This is a genomic window from Novosphingobium sp. (genome assembly GCF_019748365.1).
Classification (GTDB): domain Bacteria; phylum Pseudomonadota; class Alphaproteobacteria; order Sphingomonadales; family Sphingomonadaceae; genus Novosphingobium.
Genome location: NZ_JAIEPN010000073.1, coordinates 1 through 20,933, shown reverse-complemented (window position 1 = coordinate 20,933; position 20,933 = coordinate 1). Strand labels below are relative to the sequence as shown.

The following is a 20,933-nucleotide window of genomic DNA, read 5'->3' as shown; positions in this document are numbered from 1 at the left end:
AAGCACCAGCGCTTGCACCGGTGCCTTCTCGGCACGTCAGCAAATCAGCGCAAGGCGGCCCTCACCGCAGGGTTACCTTGCATCGCTCAGCGGCAGCTCTGCCGCGCCAGTTTCGCTTGCCCGACTTGGAGCGGAGAACCCCTTCAGGTCGGTCAGCCTTCTCGCGTTCGCTGGACGGTCAGATGTCCCAGAAAACTGAAAAACCAATGCTGGAGGCATAGTAGAGGCTGATAGCCAGGATCACCGGTGTGCCGGTGAGATAGTTCGCTTGCCAGCGCAGCCAGAGCTTCGGGAGAAACAATGCCTTGTCGAGCGTGCTTGTGCAGGCGGGAGCCCATCGGCCAGTTCGCCAGTCATCGAGGGTCACGATTGTCGAAAGTGCGGCGCAGATCAGCGCCATGATGCCGACCGCAATATAGAGCGATGTCCAGGCAATGAGCGCTTCTTGCTTCACCGGCAGACTGGTCCCTGATCCTCGAGCCGATTGCTCCGCAACGCGCGCTTGGCGGCGAACATATTCCAAGTTGTTTGACCATATCACCAATGGATCTGCGACGCTTCTGCTAAGCGTGGGCGCTTGGCTGATGCTGCAGTTCGCTTGCTCAGCCGAATGAGCGGTCAAACAGCGCAGGGTCGTGCCGCCGTGCTTCCAGCGCTGTATGGTGCCTGGCTATAGCGCTCGAGGTGCGCTGCGCGATGCCGTGGCAAAGGGCTTCGCGGATCGGCTCAAAAGTCCCATCGCACGCGGCCATCTCTTCGCTGAGCTGGAGCGCCAGGGCAATGGCAAGTTGGGCAGAGGTTTCGCAGCAGGGGTCTTCATAGGACTCTGGGCTGACAAAGCAGTGGACTGCGATCGCTGCTCTGACGGGATCGATGCCAAGCCTTTCGTTGATCCGGTTAAACTCGGCTGTCGACACACTGCCATCGGCGATGCGCTCGAACAGACCGCTGCGGTGGCTGCTCTTGATGATCCCCTCATCGACAAGCTTACGGAGACTGACGCCCTGCCGGTTCATCTGGTACCTGATCAAATCGGCGTACTCGGCTTGCAGCTTGTGACAGCTCTTGCGCTCGTTTGGGTTCGCCCCCTGACCCATCCTTGCCTCCGTCAATTCTCCCTATGCAACTGCATGATGTGAATTCTAAAACGCGGCTTTGGCAAGAGAAATTTGGCGCAGACTGATGGCGAGGGCGCAGAAGATCACCGTCTCACGCACACCGCACTGGACTCCCGTGACTTCTCCGAGGCGGCCCTTGAGGGTGTCAAATTCGGCATTCAGAGCGCCGCTTAATCTGAGATAGATCCTAACCCGTCCATCGCAGGGCCTGTGCCGGTTGAATGCGGCAAGCAATTCCTGATTGGAAAGGTCTGGAGCGCGGATCACATCTGTGATCACATCTCTAAGGCGCTGAAACTTCGACCGTTCTATTGTCAGCCACTTGATGGCGTCCGCAATGATCACAAAAGCATCCCGACTTACCAGCAGTTCGTGGACGACCTCTTTTCCGCTGGCCATTGCGTTTCCTCCCGCCATTGTTCGCTACTGATCGGGGCCCCTTGGCGTCGGTTCCTTATCGCCTCCCCGAGCAGCTGCAACGATTCGGACCGGTGGTATGAAAAACAGACCCACGTGGTCAGGGATTCAGGACCAGGGTGGCGTGCTGGTGATACCACGTGGTCCTGAATCCATGACCACGTGGTCCTAAAAATCGAGCCACCCGGTATCAAAAATCGGACCACCCGGCATCAAAAACAGTGATTCGCCGACTTCTCCGACTTCGCTCTACACAACAGTGATTGAGAAAACCTTTCGGCTCCGGCCCCTTTGGTGACGACGCACTGCGTCATTTGGTCAACCAGAAGGGGAAGACAATGAAGGTCCACGATCTCAAGCAGGCAGGGGGGACGTTCGCCGTCACCCTTGCTGTCGCCGCCGCCATGAGCGTCTTCGGTATCGAAGCTGCCATGGCCGGCACGGACGCCACGTTCAATACGGCGCTCACGCGGTTCACCGGCTTCCTTCAGGGGTCGGGCGGACGGATCATCACGGTGCTTTCGCTCGCCGGCGGTATCGTTGCCATGGCCAGCGGGCGTTTCTCGCTCGGCCAGGTCGCGATCCCCGTCGGCGTCGGCGTGGGCGCTGGCACCGGCGTGCCGATCGTCACTTCCACGGTCACAGCGACGATCTGAGCGAGAGCACAGGTCATCGCGAACGGGGGCGCTGCTCCATCACCGGCATGGGAATGGCAGCAAACCTTTCTGGCGGAGACGATCTTTGGACAAGTATTCTATTCCAAAGCATCTCGACGATCCCGAACTGATCGGGTTCTGGTCGCTTGATGAATTCCTCGTACTGGTGATTCCGTTCACCTGGGGAATTCTGGCGCAGCATGTTGTCATAGGCCTGCTTCTGGCCGTTGCTGCATGGCTTGGGTACCGCAAACTCAAAGCTGGGCGCTCGATGTATTGGGTCCTGCATTTCGCCTATTGGTATTTGCCGGGTGAATTCTTCGGTCTGAAGGTCGCTCCGCCTTCCCACTTGCGTGTGATGGCGGGCTGACATGGAACTTTCATTCGCACACGAGGCGTCGCAGCGGACCCTCAAGCAGCGCAACATTCTGGCTCTGGCCTGCATCATTCTGGGCGCCCTGGTGCTGGTGATGTTCGTCGCGGCAACGACGCGGGACCGGGAGGTTGTCCTTCAGCCGATCCTCCCCAGCGAAATGGTGCTGAGCTCAGCGGCGGTCAGCCCCGAATATCTCGAGGCGGTGACCCGCGACACGGCACAGCTCGCGCTCAATCGGTCACCTGAGAACCTGCAGTACTGGCTCGACGGGCTCATTGCGATTGCCGCGCCCGAGGCGCGCGGTCCGCTCAAGGCCAACCTTCTCAAGATCATCGATGAGCAACAGGACTCGCAGGTCACCCAGTTCATCACGATCGACTGGATCCGCACGGACCCCGAGAACCTGACCAGTCAGGTCGGCGGCGTGCTGCACACGATCGTCGGATCGCGCGACGTCCGCCGAGAGCACAAGATCTTCGAATTCCATTGGCAGCACACCGGCGTCTCGCTCCGCCTCAAGGGCTTTGGCGTGGTCGTCAAGAAGGAGCAGGAACAATGAACCCGATTGTGCCTTCGTTGCTGATTGCGACCGGCAGCGTCCTCGCTTCCCGCATCGACTGCCAGCTCCTTCGCTTGTGCGGGGTCGTACTGGTCGGCGGTGCGCTCGCTCTGACCGCCGTTCCGGCTCTCGCCGACGAGCATATTCTGGCAGCCGACAATGGCGAGGTGCGCTGCCAGGCGTCGAAGTCGGACCTTACCCGCATTTCGCTGAAGGATGACCAGTTCGTCTCGGTCTCGCGTGTCCAGACGGGTGTTCCGCAGGAAGACTTCTCGATCGTGCACGAGCCGACCCGCGGCGACATCTATCTTTCCGTTCCGGACGGTTATTCCAAGCGCAAGATTTCGTTCTTCGGGACGACGCGCCGTGGCTTCGTCTACAAGTTCGATTGCGAGGTATCGGGTGAAGCGGCGCTGCAGGTCTTCGTCGCCAATGCGGATCTCGAAAACCCACAGGGTGCGCCGCAGTCGATCGAGGCCTCTGCAACGCTCGATGACCGTGCGGTCTCGCTCGTCCGGGCCATGTTCGAGCAGCGCCGCGTTGCGGGTTTCGAGATCAGCGATGCTGCCCGTGCCCCGGTCAATGTCGGCGATCTCAAGGTCCAGCTGGTCAGCGAATACCGCAGCCCGACCATGACCGGGAAGGTCCTGCGCATCGAGAACAATGGCTCTGAGCCGATGACGCTCAAGGAAGAGATCATCGCCGGAGACGGCGCCATCGCGGTCAGCATTTCCAATCCCAACCTCGCCAGCGGCCAGGCCACCGCCGTTTACGTCGTCGTACCGTCAGGAGGGTAAGTCAGATGGATTTCCCCAAGCGCAAACCCAAGGACCTCGATGCCAGCGAGGCTGAGGAACATGACACCCTCGATGCGAGTGGTGCCATTGCAGAGAACTCACTGGTCCAGAAGCGGCAGAAGATGCTGATGTTCGGTCTTGCCGGCGTGATCGCGGTGGCTGGGGCCATGTATGTTCTCGATACCGAGGAGACCATCGAAGAGGCGACGGAGAAGGGGGCCAAGACAACTGTCTCGACCGATGCACTTCTGAACCGGCAGCGCGTCGATCAGGAATGGGTCGCGATGTACGAGGGCGAGATGAACTCGACCGACGTGCGTCTCAAGGGCCTTGAGGCGCAGGGCGCGCAGTTCGCCCAGATGCAATCCGAGATCGAGGCGCTGCGCGGCGAAAATGCGGCCATGGCGCGCGATGGCCAGCGTGTCCTGGAAGCCTACGAGCGCGAGAACGAGCAACTGCGCCAGCAAGTCCAGAGGGGCAACACGCGACCCACAGCGCCAGGACCTGTCGCGGCGGCCCGCGAGATGGGCGTGCCGACGTCACCAGAGGCCGGAGCGGCAGAAGCCCCGCCCGTGCGCCGCGGTAGCGACGTCCAGATGGTCTCGTTCACGTCAGCAAGCGGGACGGCATCGCGTATCGACCCGACAAAGTCGCCCGCCGTCTATACGGACTCGCCCAACTATCTGCCCCCGAATTCGATTGCCAAGGCAACGGTGGTGGTCGGCGTCGATGCCACGACCAATACGCGCAGCCAGAGCGATCCGCTCCCCGTCCTGCTCCGGATCACCGGGCCAGCGCGCTCGGTCTACGGTGATGGGAAGCTCCTCGCGACCCGGGTGCAGGGGTGCATGGTCAACGGCGCAGCCTACGGGGACCTCTCCTCGGAGAAGGTCTATGTGAAGCTCCAGCGCATGACCTGCGCGCAGCCGGGCGGCCGCTTTGCGGTATCGGAGGTCAAGGGGTTCATCGCGTTCGGCGGCAAAGTGGGCGTCCGCGGCCGCGTGGTCAGCCGCGAGGGCTCGCTGACCACCCAGGCTTTTCTGGCAGGTCTCGTGAGCGGCGTCGGTAACGCGCTCAGTGAAGGGTTCAATCAGCCGATCATCGCGGGCGAGGGCCGACGGACTCCCGGCGCTGGCGAAATCGGGCTGCGTGCCCTGGGCGGCGGCGGACAGCAGGCCGGCACTACGGTCTCTGAATATCTCATCGAGCGCGCCGAGCAATATCAGCCGGTTGTCGAGATGCCCACCGGGGCCGCAGTCGAGGTCGTCTTCCTCGACGGCACCTTCATCAGAAACTGAGGGGACCACCATGGAGCGTAAATGGAAGACATGGCAGATCGCGGCAGCCGGAGGACTGGCAGCCAGTGGCTTAGCCGCGATCGCGGCCGTTGCTCATGCCTCGGCGGCGAGTGACCCCGCTTCGATCCAGGCAGCACTGACCAAGCGCCTGCCCAAGACCGAGATCACAGCGATCGACTGCAAGTCCATCGACGGCGTCTGCGAGATCCAGGCCCGCCAGAACCTGTTCTACATCGACCATAGCGCGCGCTACCTGATTATCGGGCGCGTCTACGACATGGAGACCAAACAGGACCTCACGGCTGCCCGTCTCCTCCAGATGAACCCGGACATGCTTGTCGGCGGTGCCGGCGCAAGCGATGAGCCCGAGGCCAAGCCGCAGGCAGGCGCTACTGGTTCGCCGTCTGCAGCAGCCGATGCCCGGATTGATCCGGCAGCCCTTGCGACCTTGCCGAAGAACGGCAGCATCGTGATGGGCCGTGGAACCAGGACCATAACGGTCTTCAGCGACTTTCGCTGCGGCTACTGCAAGCGGCTTCACGAGACGCTGGGGACCCTCAATGTCAAGGTGATCGAGCGCCCGATCTCGGTGCTCGGCACAAGGCCAATCTCGGAGGCCGTGATCTGCGCACCCGACCGGCGCCGGGCAGTAACCCAGGCGTACGAGGGCGGGGCGGTCACATCTGCAGGATCGTGTGACACCAGCGGGCTCGATGCCAACGAGGCCTTCGCAAGGCAGCACGGCTTCAGCGGGACGCCGGTCATCGTCCGCGAAGATGGCGCGGTTCTCCATGGCTACCGCCCGCGCGACTTCCTGCTCAGCTGGATCGAAGGAAAAGCATCATGATGCACAAGAATCTGCGCCCGCACGCTGCTGTGGTCGCCGCCGTTCTCGGGGGCCTTTTGTCGGGTTGCTCGACGCTTGGCACCAATGTCAGTGCGAATTTCCGCTGCAACGCGCCCGACGGCCTCTGCGCGCCATCGTCCGTGATCGACGATAGTGCGCTTGCCCGGATCGAGGAAACCAGCTCGACCGACCTTCTCAATCCTGCCGGACCCTTCCGGATGGACGACGGGATCGATGCACCTGTCCATGACACGCATCTGGCAAGCACAGCGCCTGTGGCTCGCAGCGCGCCGCGCTATCAGCTCTCTGTCGTCTTCCCTGGTTTCACCGATGCGAGCGGGACGGCGCATGCGCGCCGGGTCGTGAGCACCGAAGCGCTGCTTCCCGGGCGCGGGGATGCGATGGAGCAGATTGCCCGGCGGGGTTCCAAGCCCGCGCGCAGTCGCGGCCTTCTTGCCGCAGCCGAAAGCGCTCCACCCGTGCTGGCGGTGTTGCCGGAAGGGCGCGAGGCAAAGGCCGATCCTGGCAAGGGTGCGGTTGAGACTGAGGTTGCCGCGGCCGACGCGGAGAATCCGATCGCCCAGATCCAGGCGGAGGTTGCGCAGCAGCTTTCTGCCAAGGGTTCCCGCGCTCGGTCCAAGCCCGCCGCCTTTAGCGGCGTGGTGGAGTGAGGCGCGATGTTCGGCTCGATCGTCGATCTCGTCGTGGGAGATAGCCGCAAGCCGGAGCGCAGCGCCCGCGCGCCCGATGTTCCGATGCTGTCGCACTTTCTGGGTTATCGCTCTTTCGACGAGGAGAAGCGCATATTTCACCAGGTCCGTTCGAAGGGCTTCATTCTCGAGCTTGCACCGCTTGTGGGCGCGAATGACCGGGTCAGTGAGATCATCGGCACGATCTTCTCCGATATTCTTCAGCCCGGAACGCGGTTCAGCGTGACCAATTTCTCAAGTCCCAGGGTAGCCGAGATGCTGCATTCCTGGGCGCTGCCCCGCTTCACGGCTTCGGGCGTCTTCAGGACACTTGCGCGCCACCGCCTCGACAAACTGCTCGGTGGTGCCTGGTCAACGCTTGCGAGCGACGGACCGTTTTTCGTGCGCAATTTCCGTGTCGTGATGTCGGTGGGCATTGGGCAAGGGTCCAGTCTCACCAATGATGACCTCGTTACGATGCGCGACGGGATCATTTCGGCGCTGGAATCGATCAACGTTCCGGTCCGGCAGTTCGCGCCGATCGATCTCATCCGCTTGTTCGACGAGATCCTCGCGCCATCAAACGGTGCCGGAGACGAGGTCCCTGACTACAACCGGTTCGATCCGATCAACGAGCAATGTGTCCGGCGCGACCTGGTGACGCATGTCGAGAAGGACCGCCTTGTCCTCCATGCTCAATCGCTGCGGCCGACGGGGGCGGTCGCATCAGGTGTCCCCGAACTGAAGGACTTTGTGCCCGAGCGGTTCGACGTCCGTACCATGGCCGTGCGAGGATTCCCTGATCGCTGGGCACCCTGGGATACCCAGAAGATCATTGGCGATATCTTCAATCCCAAGCTCAGTCTTCCCTGCCCGGTGCTTCAGACGGTCTGCGGGATCATCCCGGGCCCGGAATCCTCGGAGGCAAGGGCAGGGTACAAGTTCGCACGAACGACGTCGCTGGCAGATGGCAAGGGCGTCAAGCTCGTCCCCAAGCTGCGCACCGAGGCCGCCGAATGGCAATTCGTGGCCGACAGGGTCAAGCAGGGCGAGAAGCTGGTCTCCTGCTACTATGCCGTCTCGATCATTGCGCCCAAGGGCCGGGGCGAGCCCTGTGAGCGCACGCTGAAAGCGCTCTACAAGGCCACGGGATGGGACCTGATCGACGAGACCCATATCCAGTTGCCCGCCTTTATGGCGCACTTCCCGCTGCTGCTTGCCGACGGGCTCGACCATGATCTGAAGCGCATGAAGCGCCTGCGGACGATGCGCTCGGCCAATGTTGCAGCGATCGCGCCGATCCAGGGGGAGTATGTCGGGGGGAATATTCCGCATCTGCTGTTCATTGGCAGGCGCGGTCAGCCACAGTTCTGGTCGCCGTTCCAGAATACTGCCGGCAATCACAATGTTGCGATTGCTGGCAAGTCCGGTTCGGGCAAATCGGTTCTCCTCCAGGATCTGACCGCGAGCTTTGCAGGGGTTGGAGCCAAGACCATCGTGATCGACGATGGCCGCAGCTTCGAGCATATGGCTAAGGCTCTTGGCGGCACGTTCACCGAGTTCAAGCTGTCCTCGGGCATCTCGATCAACCCGTTCCGGATGATCGATGAGCATCTTGCGCGCGAGGACGATGACTATCTGGTCGACTGCCTCGCGATGCTCAAATCGATCATCGCCCAGATGGCGCGTAACGAGAACCGGCTGAACGACACCGAGCGGGGGCTTATCGACCAGGCGGTCAACCTCGTCTGGGAGGAGCATGGCCGTGACGGGACAGTCGACCATGTTATCGCGGCGCTCGGGGAGGCCCAGCACCCTTGTGCTTATGATCTGGCTACCTCGCTCCTGCCGTTCGCGGCCAAGGGCACTTTCGGCCGCTTCTTTCTGGGCGATGCCAACCTTGACCTGTCCGCTGATCTGACGGTTTTCGAGCTCTCTGATCTTGCGACCCGCGAGGAGCTGCGCGGCGTTGTTCTCACGTCGATCATGTTCATCGCCTCGCAGGTCATGCGCCGGATGGATCGCGCCACACCGAAGCCTTTGATCATCGATGAGGCTTGGCAGATGCTCAAGGGCGGTGCGATGGCCGACTTCGTCGAGACCTATTCGCGCACGTGCCGCAAGTACGGCGGCGCGCTGATTACGGCCACCCAGTCGATCCACGATTACTACAAGTCGGAAGGCTCGCGGGCCGCGCTCGAAAACTCTGACTGGTTCCTGATCCTCCAACAGAAGGGCGAGACCATCTCGGACTTCCGCAACTCGGATCGCTTCGAGATGGACAACCTCACCGAGGCGCTGCTGCGCTCGCTGAAGCGCAATGGCACCGATTATTCGGATATCTTCATCCGCGGACCCGATACCGAAAGCATCGGACGGCTCGTCCTCGACCGCTATTCAGCAGCACTCTACTCATCGAGCCCTGACGTTTTCGCGCGGATCGAGGCTTACATCGAGCGCGGGCTGCCGATGCACGACGCGATCGAGGCCGTCGCATTTCCCGAAGGATACCAGCAGGCGGAGGCGGCGGAATGATCGCGTTGTCTCGTTCCCAACAAAGGGCCGAGTTTGTCCAGCGCGGCCAGGATGCGCTGTTTGTGGCCTTACGCCTTGCGGGGTGGGGCGCAACGACCCTGCTTGCGGCGATCGGTGCAGGGCTGCTCGTGTTCTTTGCCCTCGGCGGCTTCACCTTCGCTGGATTGGTGTTGCAACTCGGCAATCTTGCATCCCGGTTTTCCGCTGCGGACGCCGCCCGCCGGGGTGAGTTCGAAGCCATCGTGCTGGCGATCTTCGTCGTCGTTCTTGCGCTGACCGCCTTCTTTCGCCGCGCGAGCCTTCGCGCTGCCTTCATCCCCTTCACGGAGCTCACGGGAGAAGATCAATGAGAGACCTATTCGATGAGCTGCCTCCAGCGGCGGCCCCGGCACGAAAGCCGACCGGATCGCTCCTGCAACGCCGGTTCGCTGGCATGTCGCCCCGGGAACTGGTCTTGCTTGCAGCCGGCATTGCCATGTTCATCTGGGGCGCCTGGGTGACACGGAACATCGCATCGTCGCCGGACTCGAGGCAGGAGTTTGTCCAGCTGCAGCTTCAGGGGATCATCGGCGAATATCTTCAGGCGCAGTCCCGTTCGAGTGCGGACGAAACCACGGCTGCACGTGAGACGGCCGTCTTCATGGCGGCACTTGATGAAACGGTCGCCAGCCTCTCCAAAAGCGGCAAGGTCGTGCTGGTTCACGAGGCCATCGTTGGCGGCAACGTGCCGGACGTGACGCAAAGCGTGAAGGCTGCCGTCTATGCCAAGGTCCCGCGGCCGACGCCTGCCCAAGCGATGCAAGGCATGGGATCGGGAGTGAGACCAAAGGGCTCCGCAGCGAATGCCGCCCGGGTCGAATCCGAGATGCAGGCCTTCATGGCCGCGAATGGCGGAGGGCAGGGCGGTGGAGCGCACTGAGTCCAAGCGCCTGTCGTTGGCGCAGAAGCTCGCAGCCATCGCGGCGCTGAGCGCCCTAGCGATGGGGTTCAGCGCACTTGCCGGGTGGAGCGGAACGCACGCCCTGATGATCAATGCTTCGGACTCACTTCCGAACTGGGCCTTCCTCGTCGAAAGCGGCAGCTTCCCGAAGCGCGGTGACTACGTGATCTTCCATCCGGGCCATGACCGGATGACAGCCAAGTACTTCGGCACCAACCCTCCTCCCTTTGCGAAGATCGCGGTCGGTCTTCCGGGAGATGTCGTGACGCGGCGCGGCGCAGACGTCCTCGTCAATGGTCAGCGGATCGCATCGCTGAAGCCTGCAACCAAGCGCGGTGACCCGCTCGAGGAAGGGCCGCTGGGGATAGTGCCAGAGGGGTGCATTTTTGCCGCGACCTCGCACAAGGACGGGTTCGACAGCCGCTACGCGCATATCGGCTTTGTCTGCCGCGACCGTCTCGTCGGCACCGGAAGGGCAATCCTGTGAAGCGTGGGATCCTTCTTGCGCTGCTGGCGCCGTTCGCGATCGGTGCAGGCACGCCCATGTCGCCCATTCGCGCGGGCGTCGATCACGGTCAGATGGGTCAGACCTGGCCCGTTATCGAGCCTGACCTCCTGGCCGTGATCAAGACCCGCCTCGATGCCGCGCAGGCGAGTGGCAAGCTCGACGCGCTCAACCGGCAGTTCGCGGACAAGGTCAAGCAGCGGGTGATGCAGCCTGTGCCGGTTGCCGGCATTGCAGCTGCAACCGAAGTTCGCAGTTGGGAATTTGATCCAGCCATCGTGGTGGAGAACGACATTCGTGACCACAGGGGCAATCTCATTGCGGTTGCAGGTCAGCGCGTCAATCCGCTGGCCCTGTCGGGCCTTTCGAAGAAGCTCGTCTTCATCAACGGCAACGATTCTGCAGAGCTCGCATGGGCCATGCAGCGGGGAGGCGAAGAAGCGGCCAAGATAATCTTCGTCGACGGCTCGCCGTTCACCCAGATGCAAACGCATCGCCGGCGCTTCTATTTCGACCAAGACGGGCGTCTGACGACTCATTTCGGGATCCGCCACACGCCCGCCGTTGTCGAGCGCAAGGGCGATTTGCTTCTTGTCACCGAGCATGTGATCCGCCGCAAGGGTCAGCCGACATGACCGGGTGGCGCGATCTTTTGCCTGTGCCGCTCGCGGCCCCCGAAACCCCGACGCTGCTTGGCGCTCGCGTTCGGGTGATCATGGGCTGCGCAGTGCTCGCCGCAACAGTGCTCTTTTTTGGCGAGCTTCGCACCCTGGCACGACCCCTGGCGTTTCCCTGGCTGGGCGCCACCTTCACCTTTGTCTTCGTTCAGGGCTGGCTCTGGTTGAAGGCCAAGAATGCGGCCGACGATGCCTGGCTGATGCAGGGCAGGGAGGACCAAGATGCTGCTTAGGCTCCTGGCTCCCATCGTGGCTCTGCTGGTAGCCGCGCTGGCAACGCCGGCAACGGCTCAAGGTCTTCCAACCGGGCCAGGCCGATGCTCGGGCAGCTTCGTCAATCCTGTCACCGATGTGTGCTGGGGATGCATGTTCCCGCTTTCGCTCGGCTCTCTCAAGATCTGGCCATCCTCCCGCGCCGACACCAAGAATCCCGATCTCCCGATCTGCGCGTGCGGCACACCTGTTCCGCGCATTGGTCTCGCGATGGGTTTCTGGGAGCCGGTGCGGCTTGTCGACGTCACGACCAAGCCCTGGTGCTTCCCCAATCTCGGGGGGATCAAACTCAATCCGGGCTTCTCGATTGGCAACGGCTATGCCTCGGATTCTTCGCAGGTCGGCGGTCAGGCCCAGAACAGCGCCAAGTACCACGTCCATTACTACATCTACCCGCTGCTCTACTGGCTGGAGGTGGTCACGGACTTCCTTTGCCTCGAGGCGAGTTCCTTTGATGTGGCCTATCTGAGCGAGATCGATCCGCTCTGGCAGGACGATGAGCTCACGACGTTGCTCAATCCCGAAGCAGCCCTTTTCACCTCGCCGCTCGCACAGGCTGCGTGTTCAGCCGATTGTATTTCAGCGAGCGCAAAGTTGCCGATGGATGAGCTCTTCTGGTGCTCGGGTTGCCAGGGACCGATGTACCCGATGAACGGCAACATCGGCGCGAATGTTGGCATGAAGCAATCGGCCCGGCTCGCCGCTGAGCGGATGATCTACAAAATGCACCGGCAGGGTCTGGCTTGGGGCACCAGCGGTCCAAAGGCGCTGTGCTCCAAGTACCTCATGCCGATCCTCAAGAAGAGCCAGTACCGGCTGCAGCAGGTGAACCCCACGGCCATGGTGAGCGGACGTGAGGCCTGTTCGCCCATCGGCGCCACGACGCTCCTGCCAAAGGCGGGCCAAGTCTACCCGGTCAAGGGGGAGGATGTGGGTTTCCTCGTCTGGCGCAAACGAAACTGCTGCGTCCTGTAGAGAGGGAGGGAGATAGTGAACCGTACACTTGCTGTCGCTCTTGCAGGTTTCGGTCTGACAGGCTGCGCGGTGGCAGTCTTCGCGCAGACCGTCGAGGGCCTTGATATTCAGGCGATCGAAGCGCGAGGAAATGCAGCGCAAGCAGATGCTCAGGCGCTGTTCGAGTTCGCTACCGCGAGGAGCGAGGCGCACCGCGGCGAAGCACAAAGCGTTGTCGATGCAGCGAACGGTGCGGTCCGGGATCTTGGGGTTTCCGGTGCTGGTGAGGCAAAGGGTCCCATCGATTTCGATGCCATCGTGAACGGCGCCAAGGTTGGCCATGTGCAGCCCAAGGGCGCGCCGCTCTTCATCGCCTTTGCCAGCCTGTCGATGCCTGAAGACGCGCTCTCGCAGCTCATCGCCGACACGACGAAGGCCGGCGGCGTTGTGGTTTTCCGGGGGTTTTCCTCCGGCAATCCTCAGGCTTTCATCACTGGTATTCGCAAGGTTGTCGATCAGGCCGGGGCGACAAATGTCGCGATCGATCCGCGGCTGTTCCGCTCGTTCGGCGTCGACAGGGTCCCGACATTTGTGGCTGTCTCCACCGATTTCGAGCCTTGCGATCAGCTCGACTGTGTCACCACCCCGCCTCCGCATGACCGGATCTCCGGAAATGTCAGTGTGTCCTACGTGCTTGAGACTTTCGCCGAGGCCAATGGCCCGGGCGCTGCGGTGTCGCGCATTGCGCTCGCCAACATAAGGAAGGTGCGGTGAACCCAGCTCGCGGATCTCTGCGCTCAGGTCTAACCTGGATTTTGCCGATCCTGCTGGTGTTGGCCGCGTCCGGCCATCTCGCCCACGCGCAGATGACGTCCGGTGATGCGCGCGAAGACGGCGAGGCGATGGCACGCAGCCTTCGCGATGGTAAATCCTCGACGATCCTGAGCGCCGGCAGTGAAGCCAAGGTTCCGGGCTTTGGCGGAACGGAGATTCCGGCCAAGCGCTATGTTGATGATCCAATAGGCCTGACTACAGCTGGCGAGGCCCAGCGCTATCAGGAGCAATATCGGACGGTCGTGGATCCTCGCCGCAGAGTGTTCGATCCAGCGACGATCGATTTGTCCTCAGCCTCGGCGATTGAAGGCGATCCCGACCGTTTTCTGGGTGCGAGCCCTGGCATCGGAGGGGAAGCTAACACCTGTTCGCCGCTTCCGCCGGGCGGCGATGGCGCAACAAGCTATCTTGAAAGCTGCAACAGCGGGTCGCAGCCCTTTGATGCGCCGCGGACCTGCACCGCCGCGCTCAGCGTTCAAACCGAAGGGCGGCGCTCTTGGGAATATGCTTGCGAAACCGAGGAGTTCGCCGGGCGCAACGAGATGTGTCCGGTGCTTGCCAATGCGCCAGGTTCGGGTTCCTGCAGCCTCGAGCGCAGCGTGCGCATCGGCCAGAGGTGCCTCCAGTGGGTAGCAGAGGATAACGGCCGCAAATGGTGTTCAGAGCCCGGTGAGCCGATTTACCGCCAGGTCTGGCAATGCCCTTCGCAGCTGAGCGGCGTGCCGGGCGGAGTCGAACGAAACAGTGCTCGGGTCGTCAGCGAAACAGTTGACGAAGCGGCTTGCCGCAGTGCCACCAATGGCGCCACCTGCACCCTTGCCAGTGAGGTCTGCACGGCCCCCGGTGAGACGCGGGTGGTGGGCGGTCTTTCGGTCACGCGAAGCTGCTGGGAGTGGCAGCGCACCTATCAGTGTCAGGGCGTGGCGCCGGCCAATGATTGCGCTGCGCTGGAAGCACGCACCGATTGCAGGTTCAGCCATGATGAATGCCTGAGCTTCGATCCCGACGGCGTGACCTGTAATGTCCACGACCGCTGGTATCAGTGCACGCTTCCTAAAGCGGGCACCCCCGCCTCCGCGGCCTATGTCTGTGCGGGGGACCTCTACTGCATCGACGGCGAATGCACGCAGGTGACGCGTGAGGCCTCGACAGAGTTCAAGGATGCGATGGTCGCCATGAACGTCATGGGGAACCTTCGCGACGGCTTTGACCCCGACAGGCTAAAGATTTTCAGCGGCGAGCATCTGCGCTGCACACGAAAGATCTTCGGTCTTTCGAACTGCTGCAGTGGCAAGGGCATTCCGCTCCTGACGCCTTTCCTCTGCGACCGCGAAGACCGTGAGGTCGACAAGCGCGATGATGCTGGTCTGTGCCACTTTGTCGGCACCTATTGCTCGGCTCGCGTGCTCGGCGTCTGCGTGACCCGCAAGCAGTCCTACTGCTGCTATGGCAGCAAGCTTGTCCGCATCCTTAATCAGCAGGGCAAAGCCCAGCTCGGAATGCAGTGGGGTACACCCAAGGAGCCTGACTGCGAGGGCTTCCTGATTGCCCAGTTCCAGAAGCTTGATCTCAGCCGAATGGATTTCCGGGAGGTCTACGCCGAGTTCGTCGACGCCGCCAAGTTGCCGAGCGAGATCGAGCTGTCGCTCCAGATCCAGCAGAAGATCGAGAGCTACTACACCTCTCATGGAGGAAACTGATCATGACAGGAGCCACCGTCCTGCCCTTCGGGAAGGCGCGTCCTTTCCCATCCGCTCAGGTCCTCGATCTGGCCGTGGCGGTGGCAATCGGCCGCGATCTTGCACGCACCGAGGCTGATCTTCTTGCGCGGATCGAAGACTGGTTTCTGTGCCCGGCAACGCGGAGCGAGATCGCTGGCTCGATTGCGCGGCTGCTCGAAAAGGATTGGGCGCGCCGTTCGGACGCGGGCGAATGCGCCCTTTGCCTGACAGAAGTTGGGATCGCAGCGACGACGACCCTTTCGGGGGGAATGATCCGCATGATCGACCGCGGCCGCGGTCTCTTCAAGACCGCCTTCCTCCTCCAGATGTTCGACTTTGGGAAAGGACAATGCCCATGACAAAGCCCTTCTTCCTGGCCCTGACCGCCCTCGGCGTAGCGGCGGGCGCTCCCTTGCTGGCGCAGAGTGCCCCTCCAGCGGCGCGCGATGCGTTCTATTGCGACGAGCGCAAACTTGGCACCTGGTTCTACTGCAATTCGGAAGAGGCCAAACGAAAGGCGCGCGAACGCGCGCAGCAGCAGCCTGCACAGAGCCCGCCTGCGGTTGATCGTATGGCGGCGATTACCCGCCGGCTCGACGAGCTCAAGGCGCGCGCGATCCTCGAGCCGACCTCGGAGAACATCGTCAATTATATCCGCTTCCAGCGCGAGCAGCTCGATCGTGCTTCCACCTTCGCCGACGTCTGGAGCCGGGCAATCTGGCAGAACCCCGAGCTCGATTACACCCTCGAGCGCCCGGTCTCGACCCTCGCCAAACAGACATGGCTGACCGATCGGCGCCAGCAGCGCGAGGGCTCGATGGCCGCGCTCACCGAGCGTTATGGCGTTTTCTATTTCTACTCCTCGTCGTGCTCTGCCTGCCGGACATTCTCACCGGTTATGCGGGCCCTGTCCGACAGCTACGGCCTCGAGGTTCTGGCAGTCTCGATGGACGGCGGCCCCAATGAGGCATTCCCCAACTTCGTGGTCGACAGCGGCCAGTACCAGCGCATGGGCTTGCAGGGCGGCACCGTCCCCGCGCTCGTTCTGTTCGACACCCAGACAAAGCAGCCCATTCCGATCGGTTACGGCGTGATGGCGGCCGACGAGGTCATGCAGCGCATCTTCTATCTGACCAAGATCGAACCGGGGAGCGACTACTGATGGCACACAAGCCCATGAAAGCCTTAGGGAGCCGTTTGCTCGCGCCGATCCTGAGGCGCTCAGGCATTGCCCTGTCGGCGCTGGCCGTTGCCAGCATGGCCGGTGGCCCCGTTCACGCGAATGTCGGCTCTGAGCTTAACAGCTTCTTCAATGACATGGGCGCTGCTGCAAACGCTACCGGGCCGGTAGCCTACCAGGGTCAGTCTGCTGGCTATTATTCGGGCGGTAACATCTGGACCCGCTTCCCGCAAAGAAGCGTCAACCCGGTCAATCTCCAGTTGCCCTCGGTCAAGGCTGGCTGTGGCGGCATCGATGTCTTCTCGGGCTCCTTCTCGTTCATCAACTCGGACGAGATTGTGGCGATGCTCAAGGCGACAGCCAACAATGCGCTGGGGTTCGCGTTCCAGCTCGCGATCAAGTCGATAAGTCCGCAGATCTCCGCCACGATCGAGGAAATGGCCCAGAAGGCGCAGCAGATGAACCAGTTCAACATGAACAGCTGCGAGACCGCGCAAAACCTCGTCGGCGGCCTGTCGGGCAAGTCCGATCGCATGTCCTCGGAGATCTGCAAGTCGATCGGGAACAGCCAGGGCTTGTTCTCGGATTGGGCCAAGGGGCGCCATGAATGCGGGACGGGCGGTCAGCGCGAGGCGACCCTGAAGGCGAACAAGGATCCCGCCATTCCGGCGGCCAGTTACAATTTCACCTGGGAAATGTTGAAGCAGAGCTACCCCAGTTTCTCGGTGAACTTCCGCGAGTACCTGATGACCTTTGTGGGCACGGTCATCTTCTACCAGGACGGCGATGCCAGCGGCAAACGCGGCTACCAATTCGTCGGGCAGGGAGACCGGGCTCTGCTGACCGCGCTGCTCGATGGCGGGGGCTCGGTCACGATGCTGAAGTGCGACACGAGCGACCAGTGCCTCAACCCCACCACGCAGAGCATGTCTGTATCTGCCTCGCAGGCCCTCAAGCCGCGAGTGCGGGCAATGATCGAGAGCATGAACGGCAAGGTGCGCAGCAACGCTGCTCTCACGCCTGACGAAATCGGTTTGCTCGGGGCGACCACCATTCCGCTCTACAAGATCATCTCCGTCAACGCGGCCGCAACGCTTGGCGGCATGACCGCCAACGACATGAATGATCTTGCCGAAATCGTCGCGATGGACCTGCTCGATGCGTTGGCGCAGCAATACTATGGCTACGCCTCGCGCGGTGTCGGCTCGTTCCAGAACGCCAATGAGGAAGCGCTAACACAGTGGCGGGCGCAGATCGTCTCGGTTCGTCAGGTGCTCGATACCTATTCGCAAGGCATGAACCTCCGCCTTGAGCGGACCCAGCACGTCGTCCAGCGCGCCGTCTTCCTTGAGGGTACGCTCCGCAACAACCTTTCGCCTCAGATGTCGGCTGCGCTGCGGTTCAGTACGTCCCTCTCCAACCAGGGCCTGCAATAGGTCCGACCCCGCGGCAGGAGGGACGAGCGATGATGGAGATCTTCACGATCGGCGGGGGCGAGTATCTCGTCAATGTCTTCAACGCGGTCAGCGCCTGGACCGGGGGAGGGGGCTTTCGCGCCCTGCTGCGCGTCGTGATGGTGATCGGGCTCATCTACACTCTTCTGATCGTGGCCTTCAGTCTCGACTGGCGTGCCTGGTTCAACTGGTTCCTCGGCGCGACGCTGATCTATGGCGTGCTGGTCGTACCCGTGACTTCGGTCCGGATCACCGATCGCCTCAACCCTTCGCTTGCACCCGCGACCGTTGCGAACGTGCCCATCGGTCTGGCCATGATTGCCTCGGTCAGTAGCCAGGCCGGTGACTGGCTAACACGCACGGCCGAGACGGTCTTCGTGATGCCTGGTGCCTTGCAGATGTCGACCAACGGGATGATCTACGGGGCCCGGCTTTGGGACCGCACCCGCGACTTCCACATCCGGGATCCGCGCATCAGCGCAAACCTCGGCGAGTATTTCAAACAGTGCCTGTTCTACGACATTCTGCTGGGGCACACCTCGTTCGACACCATCGCCAACTCGAACAACATTCTTGCGGACATGGGGCCGGGGTCTCCTGCGCGCGCTATGAAGTTTCTGCCGGCGGGCGGGCCGCCCACCATCGTCACATGCCAGAATGCCTATAACGAGCTTCAGACGGGCATTGCGGCCTACACAGAGCTGGGTCTGCAACAGGAGGGGCGTAAGCTGTTTCCGGGTCTTACGCCGGCGCTGGCAAGGGCGAAGCTCGTCTCTGACTTGCCCGTCATAGCAAACCAGTTCCACGGCAGCTCGCAGACTGCCCAGCAGATCTTTCAGCAGCGTTCGCTGGTGAACGCCTTTCTTGAGGCGCGTGCCAACCTTGGAGCGGCCGATGGCGATACCTTTGCAATGCTTCGGGCTGAGGAGCAGGCACGCAACACCTATACCTCGATCGCACAGCAGGCGATGACATGGGTGCCGCTGCTCAACATCGTCCTGACGGTAGTCTTCTACGCGATGTTTCCGGTTATCTTTCCGTTGTTTCTCATGCCGCGGACCGGGACGATGGCGCTCAAGGGCTACTTCACGGGCTTCTTCTATCTTGCGGCGTGGGGCCCCCTCTATGTGGTCCTGCACATGTTCATCATGGACCGTGCATCCGACTCCCTGAACGCGACCGCGCCTGGCGGCATTACGATGGCCGGCATGGCGGGGGTCGATGCAGTCAACGCCGATACCGCGACGATCGCGGGCTTTCTGATGATGTCGATCCCCTTCCTTGCTGCTGGAATGGCGAAAGGGGCGATGGCGGTGTCGTCGCAAGCGACCTCGATGTTGGCACCGGCGCAGGCGGCAGCCGAAGCTGCCGCAGTCGAGCGTACGACCGGCAACTATTCCTACGGGAATGAGAGCTTCATGAACCTGTCGAGCTTTAATCGGCAGTCCGAACAATGGAATGCCGCGCCATCCTTTACTGGCGGGGCACCGGTTGTCTCCACGGTCAATGCGAACGGGACGACGACGAAAACCATGACGGATGGCGCCAGCGTCTTTGACACGTCGCCGGGCATGAGTCGCCTGGCGTTCGGCGCATCGCTGAGCCAGTTCGCCAATGCCGAGCGGCAGCAGACCCTCTCTGAACTCGAGACGGCGCGGAATACGCTTTCGGAGGAACGGTCGCGTGCGGTTGCCTTCCTTGACCGCGCGTCGACGCGGCAAACAAGCGGGGTGCGCAACTCCAGCGGAAGCGAGAGCTCGTCCGGGTATCGCTCGGGCGAGAACCTGCAGCGGTTCGACAATCAGTCGCTGGATGCCAGGGACACCGTCAGCGAAAGCGATCGTGTCACGCGCTCGAGGGGAGATCAGCAAACCAACATTGATCGTCTCGAGACAAGCCGCAGCGGTAGCATCGGGCTGTCCGGCAGCGTTTCCGGCTCTCGAGGTGGCGATGGCGGACTTGGAGGCAAGGGTAGTGTGGGTGCAAATGGAGGTGTCCAGGCGGGCATCAGCGGCAGTCGCCAACGTACGGACGTTGTCTCCCGAGGAAATGATCGGAACGAAACGCAGGGCTTCGACTCCTCGACATCGGACAATCGTTCGAATGGTTCAAATGCCACGCAAGACAGTGGCAGCTATGCTCAGAGCGGAAGCTTCAGCCGGAGCGAGGGCTATTCCGAGAACGCCTACTCACGCGAGCGCGCACTTGAGGAGATCCGGCGCATCGATCAGCGGATTGCCCAAATTGATGAGCTGGCGACGTCACTCACCGACAGCACCTCAACACGGGAGGGATATGGCGCCAATCTCGCCTTCGACATGAGCCAGATTGTGGCAAGCCGCTATCAGGAAAAAGCAGCCGAACTCGGGATCACTGCCCCCAGCCTTGCTCGCACCGACTACAGTCCGCAAGAGCAGGCCGCCTATGAGCTTGTCGCGCGCGAGATCATCTCGGATTACTACGATCAGCGGGTGGCACCTTTCAATGATATCATCCCGGACAAGGGAACACTTACCGGCAACGTCGCTGGGCCGGGTAGCTTCACTGAATCTGACCTTAGGGCTCGGACGCCGCAGCGATCTGGCGGATCCCCGCGGAAGCTTGGGGAGGGATCGACCGATGGCTCGATTGGTGCTCGGATAAGCGAAGGGCAGGGGAGCCTGAAGGAGCGCTACGAAGCCAATGGCACCCGCTTTGGTGAGCGGCGTCAGGAATTTGACGAGGGGCGTTCCGCTTCAGGCGATGCTGAGGATCGCTTCAATGAACGGTTCTATGATCGCGATCAGCGATAGAGCAGATTGGAAGTTGGAGCGGCGCCCAATATGGGATCGACCAGCTACCAGCTAAGCAAGCCGAGCGCGATGAAACCGATGGAAACCAAGATCACGATCCAAGGTCCAACGCTGCTTTGGCGGTGGTCATTTAGATGAGAGTGGGCATCGTTTTCTGGAATACGTGATTTCAAAAAATCTGGATCACCATTCCCAGTCAAATCGTCAGGGATTGCCCGTTTCGAGAAATCGACAGGTTAGCGTCCGCGCTCGTGGTGTAATTTCTGGTGTAGATTGAGGTGATCGCATGGGGTGGGGCATGCCCCACCCCA

23 protein-coding genes are annotated in these 20,933 nt (G+C 61.9%); 20 read left to right on the top strand and 3 right to left on the bottom strand.

Features of this window, described 5'->3' with window-relative positions:
* Nucleotides 1-178: 178 nt before the first annotated feature.
* The 3 genes from K5Q19_RS09665 to K5Q19_RS09655 all read right to left on the bottom strand — a co-directional run bounded on the left by K5Q19_RS09665 (nucleotide 179) and on the right by K5Q19_RS09655 (nucleotide 1,517).
* Nucleotides 179-454: a hypothetical protein gene (locus tag K5Q19_RS09665; protein WP_292944134.1), complete on the bottom strand. Its 276-nt coding sequence runs from the start codon at nucleotides 452-454 to the stop codon at nucleotides 179-181.
* 148 nt (nucleotides 455-602) lie between these two features.
* Nucleotides 603-1,097, bottom strand: coding sequence for a hypothetical protein (locus tag K5Q19_RS09660; RefSeq protein ID WP_156445415.1), 495 nt, complete (start codon nucleotides 1,095-1,097; stop codon nucleotides 603-605).
* A gap of 45 nt (nucleotides 1,098-1,142) precedes the next feature.
* Nucleotides 1,143-1,517: a hypothetical protein gene (locus tag K5Q19_RS09655; protein ID WP_292944130.1), complete on the bottom strand. Its 375-nt coding sequence runs from the start codon at nucleotides 1,515-1,517 to the stop codon at nucleotides 1,143-1,145.
* A gap of 422 nt (nucleotides 1,518-1,939) precedes the next feature.
* On the opposite strand from K5Q19_RS09655, the gene K5Q19_RS09650 reads away from it, so the two are divergent.
* The 20 genes from K5Q19_RS09650 (at nucleotide 1,940) to K5Q19_RS09555 (ending at nucleotide 20,622) form a co-directional block, all read left to right on the top strand.
* Nucleotides 1,940-2,191, top strand: coding sequence for a hypothetical protein (locus K5Q19_RS09650; RefSeq protein WP_231729329.1), 252 nt, complete (start codon nucleotides 1,940-1,942; stop codon nucleotides 2,189-2,191).
* Nucleotides 2,192-2,276: 85 nt separating this feature from the next.
* Entirely contained in the window at nucleotides 2,277-2,561 is a 285-nt protein-coding gene (gene traL / locus K5Q19_RS09645; RefSeq protein WP_292944127.1) for a type IV conjugative transfer system protein TraL, read from the top strand.
* Nucleotide 2,562: 1 nt separating this feature from the next.
* Nucleotides 2,563-3,126, top strand: coding sequence for a type IV conjugative transfer system protein TraE (locus tag K5Q19_RS09640; RefSeq protein WP_292944124.1), 564 nt, complete (start codon nucleotides 2,563-2,565; stop codon nucleotides 3,124-3,126).
* On the top strand, nucleotides 3,123-3,923 hold the full coding sequence (locus K5Q19_RS09635; RefSeq protein ID WP_292944121.1) for a type-F conjugative transfer system secretin TraK: 801 nt from the start codon (nucleotides 3,123-3,125) through the stop codon (nucleotides 3,921-3,923). The genes K5Q19_RS09640 and K5Q19_RS09635 overlap by 4 nt, the downstream gene beginning before the upstream one ends.
* A gap of 5 nt (nucleotides 3,924-3,928) precedes the next feature.
* Nucleotides 3,929-5,221 carry a TrbI/VirB10 family protein gene (locus K5Q19_RS09630; protein ID WP_292944118.1) on the top strand — a complete coding sequence of 431 codons (1,293 nt, stop codon included), beginning with the start codon at nucleotides 3,929-3,931 and terminating at the stop codon, nucleotides 5,219-5,221.
* Nucleotides 5,222-5,231: 10 nt separating this feature from the next.
* Complete coding sequence (locus K5Q19_RS09625; RefSeq protein WP_066214299.1) at nucleotides 5,232-6,068, top strand: DsbC family protein; 837 nt, start codon at nucleotides 5,232-5,234, stop codon at nucleotides 6,066-6,068.
* Nucleotides 6,065-6,739: a hypothetical protein gene (locus K5Q19_RS09620; protein WP_292944113.1), complete on the top strand. Its 675-nt coding sequence runs from the start codon at nucleotides 6,065-6,067 to the stop codon at nucleotides 6,737-6,739. Before K5Q19_RS09625 ends, K5Q19_RS09620 begins: the two co-directional genes overlap by 4 nt.
* A 6-nt stretch (nucleotides 6,740-6,745) precedes the next feature.
* Nucleotides 6,746-9,292, top strand: coding sequence for a type IV secretion system protein TraC (gene traC / locus K5Q19_RS09615; RefSeq protein ID WP_292944110.1), 2,547 nt, complete (start codon nucleotides 6,746-6,748; stop codon nucleotides 9,290-9,292).
* Entirely contained in the window at nucleotides 9,289-9,642 is a 354-nt protein-coding gene (locus K5Q19_RS09610; protein ID WP_292944107.1) for a hypothetical protein, read from the top strand. Before traC ends, K5Q19_RS09610 begins: the two co-directional genes overlap by 4 nt.
* Nucleotides 9,639-10,211, top strand: a complete 573-nt coding sequence (locus K5Q19_RS09605) for a TrbI F-type domain-containing protein (RefSeq protein WP_292944104.1) — start codon at nucleotides 9,639-9,641, stop codon at nucleotides 10,209-10,211. Before K5Q19_RS09610 ends, K5Q19_RS09605 begins: the two co-directional genes overlap by 4 nt.
* On the top strand, nucleotides 10,198-10,719 hold the full coding sequence (locus tag K5Q19_RS09600) for a S26 family signal peptidase (RefSeq protein ID WP_292944101.1): 522 nt from the start codon (nucleotides 10,198-10,200) through the stop codon (nucleotides 10,717-10,719). Before K5Q19_RS09605 ends, K5Q19_RS09600 begins: the two co-directional genes overlap by 14 nt.
* 56 nt (nucleotides 10,720-10,775) lie before the next feature.
* Complete coding sequence (gene traW / locus K5Q19_RS09595) at nucleotides 10,776-11,372, top strand: type-F conjugative transfer system protein TraW (protein ID WP_292944136.1); 597 nt, start codon at nucleotides 10,776-10,778, stop codon at nucleotides 11,370-11,372.
* Nucleotides 11,369-11,647 (top strand): hypothetical protein, encoded by a 279-nt coding sequence (locus tag K5Q19_RS09590; RefSeq protein ID WP_292944098.1) that lies wholly within the window; start codon nucleotides 11,369-11,371, stop codon nucleotides 11,645-11,647. Before traW ends, K5Q19_RS09590 begins: the two co-directional genes overlap by 4 nt.
* Nucleotides 11,637-12,662, top strand: coding sequence for a conjugal transfer pilus assembly protein TraU (gene traU / locus K5Q19_RS09585; protein ID WP_292944095.1), 1,026 nt, complete (start codon nucleotides 11,637-11,639; stop codon nucleotides 12,660-12,662). Before K5Q19_RS09590 ends, traU begins: the two co-directional genes overlap by 11 nt.
* A 15-nt stretch (nucleotides 12,663-12,677) precedes the next feature.
* Nucleotides 12,678-13,415: a type-F conjugative transfer system pilin assembly protein TrbC gene (gene trbC, locus K5Q19_RS09580; protein WP_292944092.1), complete on the top strand. Its 738-nt coding sequence runs from the start codon at nucleotides 12,678-12,680 to the stop codon at nucleotides 13,413-13,415.
* A complete protein-coding gene (locus tag K5Q19_RS09575; RefSeq protein ID WP_292944089.1) occupies nucleotides 13,412-15,175 on the top strand; it encodes a conjugal transfer protein TraN in 1,764 nt (587 codons plus the stop codon). Before trbC ends, K5Q19_RS09575 begins: the two co-directional genes overlap by 4 nt.
* Nucleotides 15,176-15,177: 2 nt before the next feature.
* A complete protein-coding gene (locus K5Q19_RS09570; RefSeq protein WP_292944085.1) occupies nucleotides 15,178-15,555 on the top strand; it encodes a hypothetical protein in 378 nt (125 codons plus the stop codon).
* Nucleotides 15,552-16,358, top strand: a complete 807-nt coding sequence (traF, locus tag K5Q19_RS09565; protein ID WP_292944082.1) for a conjugal transfer protein TraF — start codon at nucleotides 15,552-15,554, stop codon at nucleotides 16,356-16,358. Before K5Q19_RS09570 ends, traF begins: the two co-directional genes overlap by 4 nt.
* Nucleotides 16,358-17,812, top strand: coding sequence for a conjugal transfer protein TraH (locus K5Q19_RS09560; protein ID WP_202184362.1), 1,455 nt, complete (start codon nucleotides 16,358-16,360; stop codon nucleotides 17,810-17,812). The genes traF and K5Q19_RS09560 overlap by 1 nt, the downstream gene beginning before the upstream one ends.
* 29 nt (nucleotides 17,813-17,841) lie before the next feature.
* Nucleotides 17,842-20,622, top strand: coding sequence for a conjugal transfer protein TraG N-terminal domain-containing protein (locus tag K5Q19_RS09555; RefSeq protein WP_292944072.1), 2,781 nt, complete (start codon nucleotides 17,842-17,844; stop codon nucleotides 20,620-20,622).
* Nucleotides 20,623-20,933 lie beyond the last annotated feature (311 nt).